Origin of the sequence: Nonomuraea coxensis DSM 45129 (assembly GCF_019397265.1) — a bacterium.
Lineage (GTDB): Bacteria > Actinomycetota > Actinomycetes > Streptosporangiales > Streptosporangiaceae > Nonomuraea > Nonomuraea coxensis.
Genome location: NZ_CP068985.1, coordinates 8,740,783 through 8,759,702, shown reverse-complemented (window position 1 = coordinate 8,759,702; position 18,920 = coordinate 8,740,783). Strand labels below are relative to the sequence as shown.

17 protein-coding genes and 2 pseudogenes are annotated in these 18,920 nt (G+C 70.3%); 12 read left to right on the top strand and 7 right to left on the bottom strand.

Features of this window, described 5'->3' with window-relative positions; all coding sequences use genetic code 11:
* The first annotated feature begins 263 nt into the window (after positions 1 to 263).
* The 6 genes from Nocox_RS41055 (at position 264) to Nocox_RS41030 (ending at position 8,505) form a co-directional block, all read left to right on the top strand.
* Complete coding sequence (locus Nocox_RS41055) at positions 264 to 833, top strand: amino-acid N-acetyltransferase (RefSeq protein WP_020540822.1); 570 nt, start codon at positions 264 to 266, stop codon at positions 831 to 833.
* Between the two features lie 85 nt (positions 834 to 918).
* The gene (locus tag Nocox_RS41050; protein WP_020540821.1) at positions 919 to 2,286 is read left to right on the top strand and encodes an RDD family protein; all 1,368 of its coding nucleotides are present in this window, start codon (positions 919 to 921) and stop codon (positions 2,284 to 2,286) included.
* Positions 2,287 to 2,408: 122 nt separating this feature from the next.
* Positions 2,409 to 2,897, top strand: a complete 489-nt coding sequence (locus tag Nocox_RS41045; protein WP_157382788.1) for an RDD family protein — start codon at positions 2,409 to 2,411, stop codon at positions 2,895 to 2,897.
* 511 nt (positions 2,898 to 3,408) lie between these two features.
* A complete protein-coding gene (locus tag Nocox_RS41040; RefSeq protein WP_020540818.1) occupies positions 3,409 to 3,741 on the top strand; it encodes a histone-like nucleoid-structuring protein Lsr2 in 333 nt (110 codons plus the stop codon).
* Positions 3,742 to 4,583: 842 nt separating this feature from the next.
* Positions 4,584 to 7,085, top strand: coding sequence for an ATP-dependent Clp protease ATP-binding subunit (locus Nocox_RS41035; protein WP_026213858.1), 2,502 nt, complete (start codon positions 4,584 to 4,586; stop codon positions 7,083 to 7,085).
* A 481-nt stretch (positions 7,086 to 7,566) separates the two neighbouring features.
* Positions 7,567 to 8,505: a sugar phosphate isomerase/epimerase family protein gene (locus tag Nocox_RS41030; RefSeq protein WP_020540816.1), complete on the top strand. Its 939-nt coding sequence runs from the start codon at positions 7,567 to 7,569 to the stop codon at positions 8,503 to 8,505.
* A 6-nt stretch (positions 8,506 to 8,511) separates the two neighbouring features.
* Here the strand turns inward: Nocox_RS41030 and Nocox_RS41025 are convergent, their stop codons facing one another.
* Complete coding sequence (locus tag Nocox_RS41025) at positions 8,512 to 8,982, bottom strand: MarR family winged helix-turn-helix transcriptional regulator (RefSeq protein WP_020540815.1); 471 nt, start codon at positions 8,980 to 8,982, stop codon at positions 8,512 to 8,514.
* Positions 8,983 to 9,047: 65 nt separating this feature from the next.
* On the opposite strand from Nocox_RS41025, the gene Nocox_RS41020 reads away from it, so the two are divergent.
* Complete coding sequence (locus Nocox_RS41020; RefSeq protein ID WP_020540814.1) at positions 9,048 to 9,425, top strand: cupin domain-containing protein; 378 nt, start codon at positions 9,048 to 9,050, stop codon at positions 9,423 to 9,425.
* Positions 9,426 to 9,439: 14 nt separating this feature from the next.
* Entirely contained in the window at positions 9,440 to 9,856 is a 417-nt protein-coding gene (locus Nocox_RS41015; protein WP_033407993.1) for a cupin domain-containing protein, read from the top strand.
* A gap of 28 nt (positions 9,857 to 9,884) precedes the next feature.
* Here Nocox_RS41015 and Nocox_RS41010 read toward each other — a convergent pair whose 3' ends face one another.
* Complete coding sequence (locus tag Nocox_RS41010; RefSeq protein WP_020540812.1) at positions 9,885 to 10,643, bottom strand: HhH-GPD family protein; 759 nt, start codon at positions 10,641 to 10,643, stop codon at positions 9,885 to 9,887.
* 196 nt (positions 10,644 to 10,839) lie between these two features.
* Here Nocox_RS41010 and Nocox_RS41005 point away from each other — a divergent pair, with 196 nt between their 5' ends.
* The 3 genes and pseudogenes from Nocox_RS41005 to Nocox_RS40995 all read left to right on the top strand — a co-directional run.
* Positions 10,840 to 11,523, top strand: a complete 684-nt coding sequence (locus tag Nocox_RS41005) for a hypothetical protein (protein WP_157382787.1) — start codon at positions 10,840 to 10,842, stop codon at positions 11,521 to 11,523.
* A gap of 107 nt (positions 11,524 to 11,630) precedes the next feature.
* Positions 11,631 to 12,236: pseudogene (locus Nocox_RS41000) on the top strand (serine/threonine-protein kinase); the annotation flags it as partial.
* A gap of 75 nt (positions 12,237 to 12,311) precedes the next feature.
* Positions 12,312 to 13,676 (top strand): annotated as a pseudogene (locus tag Nocox_RS40995) (Hsp70 family protein); the annotation flags it as partial.
* Positions 13,677 to 13,723: 47 nt separating this feature from the next.
* Here the strand turns inward: Nocox_RS40995 and disA are convergent.
* From disA to Nocox_RS40975, 4 genes are all read right to left on the bottom strand, one after another.
* Positions 13,724 to 14,800 (bottom strand): DNA integrity scanning diadenylate cyclase DisA, encoded by a 1,077-nt coding sequence (gene disA / locus Nocox_RS40990; protein ID WP_033407991.1) that lies wholly within the window; start codon positions 14,798 to 14,800, stop codon positions 13,724 to 13,726.
* Between the two features lie 40 nt (positions 14,801 to 14,840).
* Entirely contained in the window at positions 14,841 to 16,250 is a 1,410-nt protein-coding gene (radA, locus tag Nocox_RS40985; RefSeq protein ID WP_020540808.1) for a DNA repair protein RadA, read from the bottom strand.
* Positions 16,251 to 16,340: 90 nt separating this feature from the next.
* Complete coding sequence (trxA, locus tag Nocox_RS40980) at positions 16,341 to 16,646, bottom strand: thioredoxin (protein WP_020540807.1); 306 nt, start codon at positions 16,644 to 16,646, stop codon at positions 16,341 to 16,343.
* Between the two features lie 4 nt (positions 16,647 to 16,650).
* Complete coding sequence (locus Nocox_RS40975; protein WP_020540806.1) at positions 16,651 to 17,019, bottom strand: MerR family transcriptional regulator; 369 nt, start codon at positions 17,017 to 17,019, stop codon at positions 16,651 to 16,653.
* 282 nt (positions 17,020 to 17,301) lie between these two features.
* On the opposite strand from Nocox_RS40975, the gene Nocox_RS40970 reads away from it, so the two are divergent.
* Positions 17,302 to 18,105 (top strand): right-handed parallel beta-helix repeat-containing protein, encoded by an 804-nt coding sequence (locus tag Nocox_RS40970; protein ID WP_020540805.1) that lies wholly within the window; start codon positions 17,302 to 17,304, stop codon positions 18,103 to 18,105.
* 75 nt (positions 18,106 to 18,180) lie between these two features.
* On the opposite strand, the gene Nocox_RS40965 is transcribed toward Nocox_RS40970, so the two are convergent.
* Entirely contained in the window at positions 18,181 to 18,879 is a 699-nt protein-coding gene (locus Nocox_RS40965; protein ID WP_026213855.1) for a class I SAM-dependent methyltransferase, read from the bottom strand.
* Positions 18,880 to 18,920: the final 41 nt, after the last annotated feature.

Genomic DNA, 18,920 nt, shown 5'->3' with positions numbered 1-18,920 from the left:
AACGTCGTCGCTGGACACTAATGCACTCCCGGTTCCTGCTCAACCAGAACTGCTTGATCTGTTGAGGTTTCACAACTGAAGGGTCACAAGGTGATCTCGTGATCAAGCGTACAGAAGAGACTTTATGTCCTCTTTGCCCTTGGTTCTGCCTGGCGTCGGCGGACGCCGGACCTGGGCCTGGAGACGACCGCGGCGGGCCCCGCAGCGGGGCCGCTTGAGGGAGTTAGGTCCGAGCCGTAATGACATCTGTACTCTGGAGAGCCATGGAGCAGGTGGCCGAGTTGACAGTGCCCGAGACCGCGGTGGTGGTCCGGCGTGCCCGCACGCCCGACGTCCGCGGGATCAGGCGCCTGGTCGACACCTACGCGGGCGCGGGTCCCCGGCTCCTGGAGAAGACCACGGTGACGCTGTACGAGGACGTACAGGAGTTCTGGGTGGCCGACCTCGGCGGCCGGGTCGCCGGATGCGGCGCCCTGCACGTCCTGTGGGAGGATCTCGCCGAGGTCCGCACGGTCGCCGTCGATCCGGAGTGCCGGGGCATGGGAATCGGCCACCGGATCGTGGAGGCGCTCATCCAGCAGGCCAAGGATCTGGGTCTGCGGCGGGTATTCTGTCTCACTTTTGAGATCGAATTCTTCGCCAGGCACGGGTTCCGGCCCATCCAGGGGACACCGGTCTCACCCGAGGTCTACGCCGAACTCCTGGCCTCGTACGACGAGGGTGTGGCCGAGTTTCTCGACCTGGAGCACGTCAAGCCGAACACCCTGGGCAACACCCGCATGCTGCTCCATCTGACATCGGGTGACGCGGACCTTGACCAATTGGAAAGGTGATTGTTGATACCTATGTCGATACGTTGGGCAGCACAGGCATGTGCCCTGACACGTGCCACATGCGCACGCGAAGCGAGGTGACACGGTGAGCACCGGACAGCCGCCGTATCCACAGGACGAATCCGGCGAGAACTCCGCGCCCGGCAATCCCCCCTACGGCCAGCAGCACCAGGGCCGCCACCCCGGCGAGCCCGACCCCGACGCCACCGTGGTCGGCTACCGCGCGGACGACGCCTTCGGCCAGCCCCCCTACAACCAGCAGCAGCAGGGCTACGGCCAGCAGCAGCCCCAGTACGGTCAGCAGCAGCAGTCCCAGCCCGACTACGGCCAGCAGGGCTACGGCCAGCAGCCCCAGTACGGCCAGCAGCAGCAGGGCTACGGCCAGCAGCCGCAGTACGGCCAGCAGCAGGGCTACGGCCAGCAGCCTCAATACGGTCAGCAGCCGCAGTCCCAGCCGGACTACGGCCAGGGCTACGGCCAGCAGGCCCAGTCCCAGCCCGGCTACGGTCAGCAGCCTCAATACGGCCAGCAGCCACAGTCCCAGCCCGGCTACGGCCAGCAGCCCTCCTCGGGCCAGTACGGCACCCAGCCCGGCTACGGCCAGCAGCCGCAGTACGGTCAGCAGCCGCAGTCCCAGCCCGACTACGGTCAGGGCTACGGTCAGCAGCCGCAGTCCCAGCCGGACTACGGCCAGCAGGGCTACGGCCAGCAGCCCCAGTACGGCCAGCAGCCGCAGTCCCAGCCCGACTACGGCCAGCAGGGCTACGGCCAGCAGGCCCAGTCCCAGCCGGGCTACGGCCAGCAGCCCCAATACGGTCAGCAGTACGGCGACCAGCAGTACGGCCAGCAGGGTTACGGCCAGCAAGGCTATGGCCAGCAGGGTTACGGCCAGCAGGGCTATGGTCAGCCGGGCTACGGCCAGCCGGTCGGCGTCCAGCCGCCCGGTGCGCCCGCCCCGCTCGCCGAGTGGTGGCAGCGCCTGGTGGCCAGGCTGATCGACGGCGTCATCCTGTTCGTCATCAACCTCGTCGTGGGCCTGATCCTCGGCATCTTCTTCGTGGCGACCTACAGCTCGCAGAGCGGCACCACCACCGGCTTCGCCTCGTCGTTCCTCGTCGGCATCCTGTCGTCGATCATCGCGGCGGCCCTCTGGGTGGCCTACGACTTCTTCCTGTTGAAGATGAGCGGCCAGACCGTCGGCAAGATGGTGATGGGCATCAAGGTCGTCCTCGTCGGGCAGCCCATGCCCCCCAAGGGCCTGCCGAACGACGCCGCGCTCAAGCGGGCCGGCGGCACGTGGGGCTGGTGGGTGCTCAACGCCATCCCGCTGCTCGGCTGGGTCTTCGCCTACGCGGGCGTGGGCCTGAACGGCGCCTCCCAGCTCTGGGACAAGCCGTTGCAGCAGACGTTCGCCGACAAGTTCGCGCGCACGGTGGTCGTGAAGATCAAGTAGTCCGCGCGGGCGTGAACACAGGGGCCGGCTTACCGCCGGCCCCTATGTTTTGCCCGCCGGGCCGTACCAAAATGGTGACACCCGCACCCATTCGGGGCCGCCGACGACGCGAGGTGGAGGTTATGGCCGGGACGGCGCCGCGAGCGGACACGCGGCCGGCGGAATGGTGGGAACGCCTCGGCGCCCGGCTGATTGAAGCGCTCGTCCTCGGGGTCTTCTATTACATTCTGTTCATCGCCCTCTGGGGTGTCTTCCGGACTGTCGGGGTGCTGGAGCTGTTCGGCGGCCGGTTGCCCGGTGTCGGGGCCGCGCTGGTCGCCGGAGCCGGTTATACCGCCTACGACTGGTGGGCCCATTCCCACGGCGGCCGCACGTTCGGCAAGGCGATCATGCGCATTCGCCTGTCCCCTGAGGTCCTGACGTCGGGCGCGGCGCTGAAACGGGCCCTCGTCTATCCCGGCCCGCTCATGCTGATCGGCATTCCGGTGGTCAATCTCCTGGCCGGAATGCTGCTGTTCGCGGTGGGGCTGCTGATCCTCATGGACAAGCCGCTGGAGCGCGGCCCGCACGACCGCCTGGCGGGAACGCGGGTGGTAAAAGATCTTCGCTGAAGCCTTCCGCACCTGGGCGGATGCCTTTCGCAAAATTTTCGCCAGATCCGGTAAGGAGTCTGGAGAGACTGCCATTAGGCTATGGGGCGTCCGGGTTGCCGGATGTCGGCGCCCCTGAGACTCGCAGGGCATGTGTGTGCCGCTATGGTCAGTTGCGGGCGGTTGTCGCCGTACGCTGCACTGGGGTCACGCTCCTCCGGGCAGCGGCCCTGGGCGCATATAGCGCCCCCCAAACCCCGTCAGCCGTGGAGGCGAGGACGAATGGAAGCCGTAACAGACGTATTGTCAGCGCTCATCCCCCCGGTCGTGGTCGCCGGAGCCTTCATCTTTGGCGTGGTGAAGTTGGTCCGCCACGAGGGGCCGGGGCGGCGGTCTAAGCCTCAGCAGCCGGCCGAGAAGCAGAACTGATCGGCCAGTCAGCGAATCCCCGCTGTGCTGAATTGTCTCCGCGCCTTTTCGGGTATATGTTTGGGCAGGCGAATGAAACAATGCCCGCGAAAGGATTGCGTAGATGGCCAAGCAGATCCAGGAGATTCTCATCGATGACCTCGATGGGGGCGAGGCCAATGAGACGGTCAGCTTCGCTATTGACGGCTCCTCCTATGAGATTGACCTCAGCGACCTTAACGCCAAGAAGCTGAGGGACGCGCTCTCGCCTTTCGTGCAGCACGCGCGCCGGGCGGGCGCCACCTCCACGCGCCGTCGCACCCGCGGCGGCAACCGTGCGATGACCCGGGAGAAGAGCTCGGAGATCCGGCAGTGGGCCAAGGCCCACGGTCTGCCGGTCAGCGAACGCGGCCGTATCGCCTCCACCGTCGTCGAGCAGTACGACGCGGCTCACTGAAAGAGTCGTCGCTCGACCGTGCGCTTATGCCGTTCGCCTTGGACCCCGGCGGCCGCCATAAGCGCATGATCGTATTCAGGGGCGTCTCGAATGGTGGAACGCCCCGGAGGACGATCTGCTGATGCGCTCACATATGCGGGCGTTTTGGCGGGAGCTCGCGGCCGGTCCCGGCCGCTGATTCCCCCGCCGTGCCCGCATATGTGAAGCGCCGTCGCCAGCACGCGGGCTCCCTCGGCGCGTTCCCGTCCGATGTTCCCGTCCGATGTTCCGCCCGTGTTCCTGAGTAAAAGCTGGGAAGCGTCTGCGAGAGGCGGGGCAAAACCGGCTTGGCGGGGCGGGTGCGCACAATGCCCGGCCCACATGGCGTCGCGGCGAGGGCCGGTAACCCGGCTGACCGGATGGGCATTACGCGATGTGCGCGGTAGGTACCGAGTCATGCTCAGGGCGTAGTGACCGCGCTTGGCCATCCACGCCACACGACATAGGATGATTACGCACGAGAAACGGACGCGGCATCATCGGCGATGCGGCGGGCGCGGCCCTTCACCGGGCGGCACGCCCGGGCGTCCGGCGGCCGATCCGTGTTGATCTGCGTACGCCGCGGCGGCATTTCGACGCCGTCTCCCCGTAGCGGCCTAAACATCGTTCGCTTGCGGCGTATCGGGAACACGCCACCCCCGAACAGTAGTTGGATAGAGGGTGAACGCCCTGCTCTCGGGGAACGTCTCTGCTATAGAGCGTGTCAGAGGCGAGTGGGCACGGTTCGCCGAGCCAGGGCTAGCATGCGGGAGGACGGGACCGGATTTACCGGCCTGACTGACCGCTCTGTGAGGAGCGACGAGATGTTCGAGAGGTTCACCGACCGAGCGAGGCGTGTTGTCGTCTTGGCCCAGGAAGAGGCCAGGATGCTCAACCACAACTACATCGGCACTGAGCACATTCTTCTTGGTTTGATCCACGAAGGTGAGGGCGTTGCCGCCAAGGCTCTGGAGAGCCTGGGCATCAGCCTTGAGGGTGTGCGCCAGCAGGTCGAGGAGATCATCGGCCAGGGCCAGTCGGCTCCGTCGGGGCACATTCCCTTCACCCCGCGGGCCAAGAAGGTCCTCGAGCTGTCGCTCCGTGAGGCTCTGCAGCTGGGCCACAACTACATCGGCACCGAGCACATCCTGCTCGGGCTCATCCGTGAGGGTGAGGGTGTGGCGGCCCAGGTGCTGGTCAAGCTTGGAGCTGATCTCAACCGTGTCCGGCAGCAGGTGATCCAGTTGCTGCACGGTTACCAGGGCAAGGAGCCGGCGGCCGCGGGCGGCCCCCAGGAGTCGGCCCCGTCCACCTCCCTGGTGCTCGACCAGTTCGGCCGCAACCTGACCCAGGCGGCCCGTGAGGGCAAGCTGGATCCGGTCATCGGCCGGGAGAAGGAGATCGAGCGGGTCATGCAGGTCCTCTCCCGGAGGACCAAGAACAACCCCGTTCTCATCGGCGAGCCCGGCGTCGGCAAGACCGCCGTCGTCGAGGGCCTGTCGCAGAAGATCGTCAGGGGCGAGGTGCCCGAGACGCTGAAGGACAAGCAGCTCTACACGCTTGACCTCGGCGCCCTGGTCGCCGGCTCCCGTTACCGCGGCGACTTCGAGGAGCGCCTGAAGAAGGTCCTCAAGGAGATCCGCACGCGCGGCGACATCATCCTGTTCATCGACGAGCTGCACACGCTCGTGGGTGCGGGCGCCGCGGAGGGCGCGATCGACGCCGCCAGCATCCTCAAGCCGATGCTGGCCCGCGGCGAGCTGCAGACGATCGGCGCGACCACGCTCGACGAATACCGCAAGTACCTTGAGAAGGATGCCGCGCTGGAGCGCCGCTTCCAGCCGATCCAGGTGGCCGAGCCCTCGCTCAGCCACACGATCGAGATCCTCAAGGGCCTGCGTGACCGTTACGAGGCGCACCACCGCGTGTCCATCACGGACGACGCGCTGGTGGCCGCGGCGCAGCTGGCCGACCGCTACATCAGCGACCGCTACCTGCCCGACAAGGCGATCGACCTCATCGACGAGGCCGGCTCCCGGATGCGCATCCGCAGGATGACCGCTCCGCCGGACCTGCGCGAATACGACGAGAAGATCGCCAACGTGCGCCGCGACAAGGAGTCCGCGATCGACGCGCAGGACTTCGAGAAGGCGGCCGCGCTCCGCGACCAGGAGAAGCAGCTCCAGCTCAAGCGCGAGCGCCGGGAGAAGGAGTGGAAGGCCGGCGACATGGACGTCGTGGCCGAGGTCACCCAGGAGCTCATCGCCGAGGTCCTGGCGACCGCCACCGGCATCCCGGTCTTCAAGCTGACCGAGGAGGAGTCGCAGCGCCTGCTCCGCATGGAGGACGAGCTCCACAAGCGGATCATCGGCCAGGACGACGCCATCAAGGGCCTGTCGCGGTCCATCCGGCGCACCCGCGCCGGGCTGAAGGACCCGCGCCGTCCCGGCGGCTCGTTCATCTTCGCCGGCCCCTCCGGCGTCGGCAAGACCGAGCTGTCCAAGGCTCTGGCGGAGTTCCTCTTCGGTGACGAGGACGCGCTGATCAGCCTGGACATGTCGGAGTTCATGGAGAAGCACACCGTCTCCCGGCTGTTCGGCTCGCCTCCCGGCTACGTCGGCTACGAGGAGGGCGGCCAGCTCACCGAGAAGGTGCGGCGCAAGCCGTTCTCCGTGGTCCTGTTCGACGAGATCGAGAAGGCCCACCCCGACATCTTCAACTCGCTGCTGCAGATCCTGGAGGACGGTCGCCTGACCGACGCCCAGGGCCGCGTGGTCGACTTCAAGAACACGGTCATCATCATGACCACCAACCTCGGCACCCGTGACATCTCCAAGGGCATCGGGGTCGGGTTCGCGAAGTCCAACGACACCGAGTCCAACTACGAGCGGATGAAGGCGAAGGTCCAGGAGGAGCTGAAGCAGCACTTCCGGCCCGAGTTCCTCAACCGTGTCGACGACATCGTGGTCTTCCACCAGCTCACGCCGGTCGAGATCATCCAGATCGTGGATCTGATGCTCGCCCAGGTCGACTCGAGGCTGAAGGACCGCGACATGGGGCTCGAGGTCTCGCAGGAGGCCAAGCAGCTGCTGGCCGACCGCGGCTACGACCCGGTGATGGGCGCCCGGCCGCTGCGCCGGACCATCCAGCGCGAGCTGGAGGACTCCCTGTCGGAGAAGATCCTCTACGGCGAGCTCCGTCCGGGGCAGGTCGTGAAGGTGACGATCGAGGGCGAGGGCGACGAGGCGAAGTTCATCTTCCGGGGCGAGACGTCCTCGAAGGTGCCCGACTCGGCTGCGGCCATCGCGGCTCCGATCCAGCACTGACGCCCGGCGCTCCGGCGCCGGCGTGGTCGAAGAGCTCCCGTGTGCTTCGTCACACGGGAGCTTTTCGCGTCTCCGGGGTGTGGCGCTCTGTGGCATCGTGTGGCGTCACAGGTCGCGGGCGTGAGGAAGTCCCGGCGCCACCCGGGCGGGGAGCGCTCTCCGTGGCTTCTGGAGCCGGGCAGCGCACATCCTGAGCGGGTGCCCGTGCGTGACGGACCGGTGGTCACCGCGTCGTTGCGTAATTGTTGGACGGGCGGGTATCGCGCCACCAGAGGTAGTACTACACTGCGTAGAGTATTGCCCAGTCTCATCCAAGTGAGCCGCAAGAGCGCGTCCCTAACGTGGGGGCCTGCTCCCCGGGGAGTAGTCAGGAATCAACTCTGGGCGGACGCCGGCGGGACCCGCGAGCGGGCATGCTCGACGAGGTCCAGCACGTCCGAGCGGGCGACGGACACACATAAGCAAGCCGTGGAGGAAACCGATGCGCCTGCGTCACGATGACGGAACGCTCGTTCACCTCGCCTACAACGCAGGCGTCCATCCCGCTGAAGACCTGGAGAACCTGATCGCCCATCTCACCCGCTACGCCGTGCCGGTGCGCAAGCGGCTCGGCGTGGAGCGGATGGGCATCGGCCTGTGGCTGTCGCCGAGCGTCGCCGACCACCTCACCGCCGACCGCATCGAGCTCGTCCGGCTGCGCCGCTCCTTGGAGGAGCGCGGGCTGGAGGTCGTGAGCCTCAACGGCACCGGCGGCCGCAACCAGGAGGTTCCCGGCCCCGACTGGGCCAAGCCCGAGCGATACCGCTACACGATGGCGCTGGCCCGCATCCTCGCGTTCCTGCTGCCCGAGGACGTACGTTTCGGCAGCATCTCCACCATACCGATCGGCTGGCGGCGCGACTGGCCGGCCGACCTGCACGCCATCGCCACCCGCCGCCTGGAGCGGCTGGCCCGCGAGCTGCGCGGCATCCACAGCGTCACCGGCAAGACGATCCGCGTCGGCTTCGAGCCGTGGCCCGGCTGTGTGCTGGAGACCACCGAGCAGGCGCTGGAGCGGGTCGGCGACATCGACTCCGAGCACCTCGGCGTGTGCCTGGACGCCTGCCACCTCGCCAGCGGGGACGAGGAGCCGGGCGCGGCGCTCAAGAACCTGGCCGCGGCCGGGGCGCCCGTCGTCAAGCTCGGCCACGTGCACAGCCACACCGGCCAGACCTCCAGCACCGGCGCCGTGCTGCACGACACGCTGGCGGCCATGCTGTCGGGCGCGGTCAGCGGCAGCGCGCACATCGAGGTCGAGACGCACAACCTGGCCGTGCCCGGCCGCGCCAAGGGGCCGGGGGCGCTGGTGTCGCTGCTGGCGGAGGAGCTGGACTGGGCCCGCAGCAACCTGACCGGCCTGGGTCTCCAGCTGGCCGCCTGACCCCCCTCAGAGGGAGGTGAACCAGGCGGGTGTGTCGAGGCGCCACGGGTTGGCCGGCGTGACCTTGCGCAGGTCGGCCTCCAGCGCCCGCAGCCGCTCCACGCCCAGCTCGGCGGCCCAGCGGGCGCGCAGGTCGTCGAAGATGCGGGCCGAGCGGTGCAGCGCGTCCATCCCGTACGGCGTCAGCCGTACGATCTTGCGCCGGCTGTCGGCCGGATCGGTGGCGCGCTCCACGTAGCCGACCCGCTCCAGCGACTCGACGGTCTTGCCGGCCGCCTGCTTGGAGACGCCCAGCGCGCGGCCCAGCTCGACGGCCGTGGTGCCTTCCGGGCCGATGGCCTGCATGACGAATCCGTGCATGGGTCTGATGTGGGGATGTCCCTGCCGGGACAGCTCGGCGTGCAGCTCGTCGATGAGCGCACGGAACGCCAGCAGCAGGCGCAGCGGCAGCTCGAATCCAGGGGCGTCGCTTGACACAATAGACAACCTGATTGACTATGTTGATGGACAACGTGGTTGCCTATCTTAGGGGGTTCTCCCGCATGACCGTCATCCGTGCCGCCGACGCGCGGCGTTCCGAGACACCTGGCGGGGTCATGACGACCTTCGCCTCGCCCACCCAGGGAGCGGCCGGCCGGTCGCTCTGGCGCGTGGAGGCCAAGCCCGGCGTGGCCGGGCCGCTGCACGACTTCGACGTCGAGCAGGTGTGGAGCTGGCTCGACGGGGCGGCGACCGTCGAGCTCGGCGGGGAGAGCTTCGCCGTGGCGGCGGGCGACACCGTCGTCATGCCGGCGCGCACGCCGCGCCGGGTCACCGCCGGCCCGGACGCCGGCTACACCGCCGTCGTGACCGCCGCGGCCGGGGCCCGGGCCATGTCCGCCGACGGGACCGACCTCGGCACGCCGCCGTGGATCGCGTGAAGGGGAGAACGAGCGTGCCTGTCGTGACCGGCGCCGAGTGCCGGCGTACCGAGACGCCCAACGGCGTGATGACCACGCTCGCCTCCCCGGCGCAGGGGCGGGCGGAGCAGGCCGTGTGGCGGGTGGACGCCCGCCCCGGCATGGAGGGGCCGGTGCACGCCTTCGACGCCGAGGTGCTGTGGACGTGGCTCGGCGGAGCCGCCGTGGTGGAGCTGGGCGAGGAGCGCCACGAGGTGGCGGCGGGGGACACGATGGTGCTGCCCGCGGACGTGAGCCGGCGGATGCTCGCCGATCCGGTGCGCGGGTTCGTGTCGATCGTGACCGCCCCGGCCGGGACGAAGGTGTACAACCCGGACGGCGCGTCCGCTCCGGACGCCTGCGACCTGACCCCCAAGGGATCGGAACGCCTGGTCCCGCCCTGGGTGCGCTGACCCGGCCGGCCGGGCCCTGAACGTGGGGTCAGGCGTGAGGGAGGCGGTAGGTGTCGTCGTCGAGGGCTTCGGCCAGGCCGTCGGCGATGAGGCCGTCCAAGGCGCGTTCGCGCTGGACCGCGTCGTCCCACACCACGTCCAGCGCCGCCTTCGGCACCGGGCCGTGGGCCGCCCGCAGCACCGCCAGCAGGCGGCCCCGGCACTGGCGGTCGGTGCCGGCGTAGGTCTGGCCCCTGCGGGCGGGGCCGGCGTGCGGCGGCTTGCCCGCCAGCCGCCAGGCGCACACGTCGGCGATGGGGCAGTCGGCGCAGCGGGGCGCGCGGGCCGTGCACACCAGGGCGCCCAGCTCCATCACCGCCACGCCCCAGCGGGCCGCGCCCAGCTCGGGCAGCAGGGCCTCGGCCAGCCGCCGCTCCGCCGCCGAGGTCGCCGTCGGCGGGTACTCCTCGGCGCGTACGGCCCTCGCGAACACCCTCCTGACGTTGGTGTCCAGCACGGCGTGCCGCCCGCCGTAGGCGAAGCTGGCGACCGCGGCGGCGGTGTACTCGCCGATGCCCGGCAGGGCCAGCAGCGTCGCGTGGTCGGACGGCACCTCACCGCCGTGCTCATCGGTGATCGCGCGGGCGCAGGCGTGCAGCCGCAGCGCCCGCCTCGGGTAGCCGAGCCTTCCCCAGTGCCGGACCGCCTCGCCCGGCTGCTCGGCCGCGAGGTCCTTCGGGGCCGGCCAGCGTTCCATCCACTCGTGCCAGACGGGCAGGACGCGCACGACCGGGGTCTGCTGCAGCATGATCTCGCTGACGAGGACGCCCCAGGGCGTGGCGCCGGCGGCCCGCCAAGGGAGGTCTCTCGCGTTGTCTTCGTACCAACTGAGGACAGCGTTGTGCAGCAGATGAGGCTCAACCACGCCGACAAGGGTATGCCCACGGGAATGACCTCGGCGTGTCGTCACCGTGAGTGCCCTTCTGGTTACCATGCTGGGCACCATGGATCCGGAGACGATGCGTGGCGACGGCGGTGACGTTTACTGGCGGCGCCGGATGAGCGTGCTGGTGGCGGTGCTCGTCGTGGTGGCCGTGGTGGCATGGGCGTGCTCCAGCGGGGGCAGGAGCGGGCCGGAGCAGGGCTCCTCCGAGACCAAGGTCTCGCCCAGCGTCTCGCCGGCGGTCGATCCGCTGCTGGCGGGGCTGCGTACGCTCGCCATGGGCACCGCCAGCCCCTCGCCCACGCCCAGCGCCCGGCGGCCGAGCCCGTCGCCCAGCCGGACCAGGCGGGCGGGCGCGCCCTGCGCCGACGAGGACCTCGTGCTGAGCCTGCAGGGCGGCAAGGACCAGATCTACGCGAGCGGATCCCGGCCGACCTTCATCGTCACGCTCGTCAACACGGGGCCCGTGATGTGCAGGGCCGACGTCGGGCCGCGGGCCATGGAGATCCGCATCACCTCCGGCCAGGACCGCATCTGGTCGACGGCCGACTGCGTGAGCGGGGCGGGCGAGGACGTCGCCGAGCTGCAGCGCGGGGTGCCGTACGTGCGGTCGCTGAACTGGGACCGGCGGCGCTCCAGCGCCGACTGCCGCACCACGCCGCCGGTCGCGCTGCCCGGCACGTACGTCGCCACGGCCCGCTTCGGCAAGCTCCGCAGCACCAAGGGCGTCTTCCATCTCCGCTGACTCCGTCGCCTTCGGGCGATACCGTTTCACGACGGAGGTGGCGGGTGCGAGCCGGTACGGAACTGGCCGGCCGCTACCGGCTGGAGCGGCTGCTCGGCCGGGGCGGGATGGGCGAGGTGTGGCGGGGCGTCGACCGGACGCTGGACCGGCCGGTGGCCATCAAGCTGCTGCGGGCCAACCTGCTGGGCGACGACCGTCCGCACGACCAGGCTCTGGCGCGGTTCAGGCGCGAGGGCAGGGCGGCCGCGCGCCTGAGCCATCGCAACATCACCGCCGTCCACGACTTCGGCGAGCACCGGGAGATCCGCGACGGCGTCGAGCTGACCTACCCGTTCCTGGTGCTGGAGTTCGTCCGCGGCCGCGATCTGAGATCCGTTCTCGACGATCATCCCGGCGGCCTGCCGGTCGAGCGCGTCCTGGACTACGGCGCGCAGGCCGCCGACGCCCTGGCCGCCGCGCACGCGGCCGGGGTCGTGCACCGTGACGTCAAGCCCGCGAACCTCATGCTGCTGGACGACGGCACCGTCAAGATCTGCGACTTCGGCATCGCCCGCCTGCACGGCGCGACCGCCGGTCTGTCGGCGACCGGGACGGTGCTCGGCACCCTGCTCTACATGCCGCCCGAGCAGCTTGAGGGCCGGCCCGTCGATCACCGCGCCGACCTGTACGCCTTCGGCGCCACGCTCTACCACCTGCTCACCGGCCGGCCCGTCTTCTCCGCCGCGGACCTGCGGGTCCTGGCGTACCTGCACGCCACCAGGACTCCCGACCCGCCCAGCGCGCTGCGCCCCGGCATCGGCCCCGGCGCGGAGGGCTTACGGGCCACGCCGTCCGTGGTCGCCTTCGCCGGGAACGGCGAGGTCCTGGTCGGCGAGGCCGTCAGGCGGCAGCCGGTCACGGACGCCGAGCGGACGATCCGTTCCGTCGCGCGCCACCTGGGCGCGGGAAGGACGGTCGAGATCGACGGCAGGACGTTCACCCCGCCGCAGCTCGCCGCCTTCGTCCTGCGGAAGCTGGCGCGGGACGCCGAGGCGTACCTCGGCGAACGGGTCACCGACGCCGTGATCAGCGTGCCGGCCTGCTTCGACGAGACCCAGCGGCAGGCGCTCAGGGAGGCGGCCGCCCTCGCGGGCCTCACCGTGCCGCGGGTCATCGCCGCGCCCGACGCCGCCGCGCTGGCCCACGGCCTGGACCGGGACGAGGAGACCGTTCTCGTGCTCGACCTGGGCGGCGGCACCCTCGACGTGTCGCTGCTCGACGTCGGCGACGGCGTGATCGAGGTGAGGGCCACGGCCGGAGACCCCCGCCTGGGCGGCGACGACTGGGACCGGTGCCTGGCCGACGAACTGGTCAGGCGTTTCATGGACGCGCACGGCGTCGACCTGTCCGCCGACAAGGCGGCGATGGAGCGGCTGCGGGAGGCGGCGGAGAGGGCCAAGATCGAGCTGTCCGCCCGGGAGGAGACCGTCATCAGCGTGCCGTACGTCGCCGGCTCCGCCGGAGGCCCGCTGCACGTGGCCGAGAGGCTGACCAGGGCCGCGTTCCAGCGACTGACCGCCGGCCTGCTGGAGCGCTGCCGGATCCCGCTCCAGCAGGTGTTCGAGGACGCCGAGGCCCAGCCGGCCGACCTCGACCGGGTGGTGCTCCTCGGCGGTTCGGCCCGCATGCCCGCCGTCGCCGACCTGGTCAAGGAGCTCACCGGCAAGGAGCCCTACCGGGGCGTGGACCCCGACGCGGCCGTGGCCGCCGGCGCCGCCCTCCAGGCCGGCGTGCTCAGGGGCGAGGTCAAGGACGTCCTGCTGCTGGAGGTGACCCCGCTGTCGCTGGGCGTCGAGACCAAGGGCGGCATCTTCACCAAGATCATCCAGCGCAACACGACGATCCCGGCCAAACGCTCGGAGGTCTTCACCACGGCCGAGGACGATCAGCCGTCGGTGCAGATCCACGTCCATCAGGGCGAGCGCGAGATCGCCGCCCGCAACAAGAAGCTCGCCACCCTTGAGCTGTCCGGCCTGCCGTCCGTGCCGCGCGGCGTGCCCCGGATCGAGGTCGCCTTCGACATCGACGCCAACGGCACCGTCACCGTCTCCGCCCGAGACCTCGGCACCGGCGAGCGCCGGTCGGTGACGCTGTCGTCCCGCTCCTCCTCGTCCCCTACGGCCGAAGCCCTGCTTCCCGTCCTGACCGTGGAGCAGCGCGGTCAGACGTAGCGTTCGAGGATGGAGGACTCGGCGAGGCGGGACAGGCCCTCGCGGACGCTGCGCGCCCGGGACTCGCCGACCCCGCCCACGGCCTGGAGGTCGTCGATGCTGGCCGCGAGCAGCTTCTGCAGCCCGCCGAAGTGGTTGACCAGCCGGTCGACGACGGTGGCGGGCAGGCGGGGGACCTTGGCGAGCAGCCGGAAGCCGCGCGGGCTGACCGGGCTGTCGAGCTTGTCGGCCCCGTGGTGCCCCAGGACGTGGGCGACCGCCGACAGGTCGAGCAGGTCGGTCCCGGAGAGCTGGTCGAGGTCGTGCATGGCCTCGGGCAGCCGCTTGTGACGCCGGCCTGAGGGCGCGGGAAGGTAGTCGCGCACGACCAGCTCCCGCTCGGAGTCGACCCCGGCCACCAGCTCGTCGAGCTGCAGGGACAGCAGCCGCCCGTCGGTGCCGAGCTCGACGACGTAGCCCTTGATCTCGTCGGAGATGCGCCGCACCATCTCCAGCCGCTGCGCGACGGCGGCGACGTCGCGGACGGTGACGAGGTCCTCGATCTCCAGGGCCGACAGCGTGCCGGAGACCTCGTCGAGGCGGTGCTTGTAGCGTTCGAGCGTGGCGAGAGCCTGGTTGGCCTTGGACAGGATGGCTGCCGACTCCTCCAGGACGTAGCGGATGCCGTCGAGGTAGAGGGCGATGATGCGCATCGACTTGCTGATCGCGATGATGGGCAGGCCGGTCTGCCGGGCGACGCGCTGGGCGGTGCGGTGCCGGGTGCCCGACTCGTCGGTGGGGATGGACGGGTCGGGCACGAGGTGCACGGCGGCGCGTACGATCTTGTCGTCGTCGCTGATCACGATGGCGCCGTCCATCTTGGCGAGCTCGCGCAGCCGGGTCGCCGAGAATTCGACGTCGAGGGTGAAGCCGCCGCTGCAGACCGCTTCGACGCCGGCGTTGTAGCCGAGGACGATCAGCCCGCCGGTCGATCCGCGCAGGATGCGCTCCAAGCCGTCGCGCAGGGGCGTGCCCGGCGCCACCGCCGCCAGAGCTTCGCGCCGGCGGTCGTCCAGACTCCTATCCACCTGACCCCCGTGTCGATCGGTCACGCCCAGCTTAGCGGCGCTATGTGACGTGCGTGAGTGCGTCCCAGACGTTCTCCGCCTGGACGACCTCGAACCCGGGGGCGAACGCCACGGGCCCGACCGGCACGAGCGCCCGCTGGCCCTTGTGCCTGCGGGCGCCGTCCTCCAGGGAGCCTGCGGGGACGAGCGCCCGCTTGAAGCCGAGCCGCGCGGCCTCCGTGAGCCGCCTGCGGACGTCCGCGACCGGCCGCAGCTCGCCGGCCAGGCCCACCTCGCCGAGCGCCACCAGCCCGGCGGGCAGCGGCTTGTCACCGGCGGCGCTCGCCACCGCGAGCATGACCGACAGGTCGACCGCGGGATCGGCCAGTTTGATGCCGCCGACGGTGGCGGTGAAGACGTCGCAGCCGCCGAGACGGGCGTTGAGCCGCCGCTCCAGGACGGCGAGGATCATCTGCACGCGGTAGGTGTCGAGGCCGGATGAGGTGCGCCGGGGCTGCTGCGCCTCGGTGCGCGCCACCAGGGCCTGCACCTCGGCGGGCAGCGGCCGGGTGCCCTCGACGGTGACGGTGACGCAGGTGCCCGCCACCGGCTCGCTGCGCCGGGAGACGAACAGGCCGCTGGGGTCGGTGATGCCCTCGATGCCGCGCTCGTGCAGGTCGAAGCAGCCGACCTCGTCGGTGGGGCCGAACCTGTTCTTGATCGCGCGGACCATGCGGAGCCGGGAGTAGCGGTCGCCCTCGAAGTTGAGCACGACGTCGACCAGGTGCTCCAGGGTGCGGGGGCCGGCGATGGAGCCCTCCTTGGTGACGTGGCCGACCAGGACGGTGGCCATGTTGCGCTCCTTGGCCAGGCGTACGAGGTTGGCCGCGACCTCGCGGACCTGGGTGACGCCGCCGGGCACGCCGGTCGCCTGCGCGGAGCCGATCGTCTGCACAGAGTCGACGACGAGCAGCGTGGGCTGGACCTTCTCGACGTGCGTCACGAGCGCCGACAGCTCGGTCTCGGCGGCGAGGTAGAGCTGGGGCTGGATGGCGCCGATGCGGTCGGCGCGCAGCCGCACCTGGGCGGCGGACTCCTCGCCGGTGACGTAGAGGACGGTCTCGCGCTCGGCGATGCGGGCTGCGGCCTCCAGCAGCAGCGTGGACTTGCCGATGCCGGGCTCGCCGGCCAGCAGCACGACCGCGCCGGCCACCAGGCCGCCGCCGAGCACCCGGTCGAGCTCGCTCACCCCGGTGGTGCGGGCCGCGGCGATCTCGGCCTTGACCTGGCCGATCGGCAGGGCGGGCGCGGTGGTGGCGCCGCCCTGGACGATGGTGACGCCGGCCCGGCCGCCCTCCGCGTCGACCGTGCCCCACGCCTGGCACTCGCCGCACCGGCCGACCCATTTGGTGGTGCGCCATCCGCACTCGGCGCAGCGGTAACCGGGCTTCGGGGCAGACGTCTTCGCCATGCCGAGCAGGCTAGCGCCGCGCCCCGACAATCCGCGCCCTGACAATCGCCCCGGCGATCCGCGCCCTGACAATCGCCCCGGCGATCCGCGCTAGATCAGGCCGAGGTCCGACTCCAGCAGGCGCTTGGGCTTGGCGCCGACGACCCGCTTGACCGGCTCGCCGTTCTCGAACAGCAGCAGCGTCGGGATGCCCATCACGCCGTACCTGGCCATGATCTCGGGGTTCTCGTCGGTGTTGAGCTTGCCGATGGTCAGGCCGCGCTCGGCCTCGATCTGCTCCAGCACGGGCGCCACCATCCGGCACGGGCCGCACCATTCGGCCCAGAAGTCGACCAGCACAGGGCGGTCGCTCTTGAGCACCTGCTCCTCGAAGTTCTCCGTGGTCAAAGTGATCATGTCTTCATCCCCTCACGAAACATCCTGGGCACGACTGGGCGAGCTGGGCGGCGACCTCGGCGCGGCGGCCGAGCAGGACCCGGATCTCGGCGTCGATCTCGTCGAGCTTGCGCTGGTAGACCTCGACGGATTCGGCGCACGAGCCGCCGGTGCTGTGCCCCCTGCGCAGGCAGTCGACGAACGGCCGGGTGTCCTCCAGGCTGAACCCGACCGCGAGCAGGGCGCGGATCTCGGTGACGAGCCGCACGTCCTCCTCGGTGTACTGCCGGTAGCCGTTGGGGCCGCGCCGGGCCTGGAGCAGCCCGTGCTGCTCGTAGTACCGGAGGGAGCGGGTGCTCGCCCCGGTGCGTTCCGCCAGCTCTCCGATGCGCATGTCTCCACGGTAAACGTTGACACCGACGTCAAGGAAAGAGGGCGGGAGAAGACCTGTAGCCGCCCATAGCTTTAAATAGCCCCATGCCATAAATGACCCGCTTTTGCTTTCATGCCCGATAAGTCATGCGTGTAAGGCTGATCACCCCGGGAATGACGTTCCACGCTCATCACTGGGTATTTCACCATCAGCACGATTCGGGGGAACAACTAAATGCGTGCAAACAGGATCCACCGGGTTGCCGGGGGCGCCGTTCTCTCGGCCGCCGCATTCATGACAGGAATGCCGGCGGCAGGCGCGTGGGCGACCGTCCCATGCTCGGGAAGCGCGCTGGTCAACGCGATCAACAACGCGGCGTCCGGCGCCACGCTCAACCTGACGCCCGGCTGCACCTACGTCCTGAACAACGCCACCGGCCCGCTCCCGACCATCATCAGGCCCCTCACCATCCACGGTCGCAACAGCGCGATCCAGCGGAGCCAGGCGGCGAACCCGTTCCGCCTGTTCACGGTCAACGCCAACTTCAACCTCGACCGCGTCAGGCTCAGAGGGGGCGACGCGACGACCTCCCCGGGCGGGTTCGGCGGGGCCGTCGCGGTCAACAGCGGCACCACGAACCTCAACGGAGTGCTCATCCAGGACAACAGGGCCACCTTCTCCGGTGGCCTCGGCGGCCTGGCGGCGGCCACCGTCAACGTCTCCAACAGCATCATTCAGGGCAACTCCGCGACCAGGAACGGCGGCGGCGCGGCAAATGACGGAAGAATGACGTTCACCAACACCGTCATCAACAACAACCGCGCCGGCGAGAAAGGCGGCGGAATAGCGAACGACGGAACTCTCGTGGTGAACCGGAGCGTCATCACCGACAACACGGCCGGAAATGTCGGAGGGGGCATCGCGAATCTCGCTCCCGGCACCGCGACCATCACCCGCAGCGTGATCAACAACAACAGGTCGACCAACGCTCCGGGCGGCATCGACAACGAGGCCGGCGCCGGCGCCGTGACGCTGACGGCCGCGATCGTGCGGGGCAACACCCCGACGAACTGCTCGCCCACGCCCGTCGCCGGGTGCTTCAACTAGGCCCGTCACCGCGAGGAGCCTGTCGCGTGTGGAGCCTCCGGGGGGACGACCCGCCCGCCGGAGGCTCCGCCTCGTTCAGTAGTGCCGCCAGCGGAGCACGTTCGGGTAGTCGAGCTCCAGACCGGGGGTCTCGGCGATGGCCTGCTCGGCCACCCGGGGCGCGAACTCGATGCGCAGCACCGCCTCCAGGTCGGCCCGGCGCTCGAAGGCCATGCGCAGGTCGAGCGGGCGGCGCTGCCAGCCGTGGCGGTCCCAGAACGCCTCGACCTCCCGGGCCGAGTACGCCGGCACCGTACGCGAGAACCACCGCCCGAACGCGCCGCGCGAGGCGTCCAGGTCGATGACGAACGCGGTGCCGCCGCGCCGCAGCACCCGGGACAGCTCGCGCAGCCCCGGCTCGCAGCCCGGCCCGAAGAAGTACGCCCACCGCGCCATCGCCACGTCGACGCTCGCGTCCGGCAGCGGCAGGTCCTGGGCCGCGGCGGCGTGCACCTCCACGTCGGGGAGCGCGGCGCAGCGGCGGCGGGCCAGCGCGGCGAGGTCGCCGTGCGGCTCCACGCCGATCACCCGGGCGGCGGCCTCGGCCAGGCCGGGCAGGTGGTAGCCGGTGCCGCAGCCGATGTCGAGCACGGTCGCGCCGTCCCAGGGGCGCACCGCGCGCATCGCCGCGTCGGCGGCCCGCTCGGGATCGACGGCGCGGTTCTCCAACTCGTAGACCTGCGGGGTGTTCCAGATGTTCGGGCTGGGAATCGCCCCCTTCGCGATGCGTGGCATGTCCACAACGCTAGGGCGTCGCGCGCCTTATCGTCTTCTCC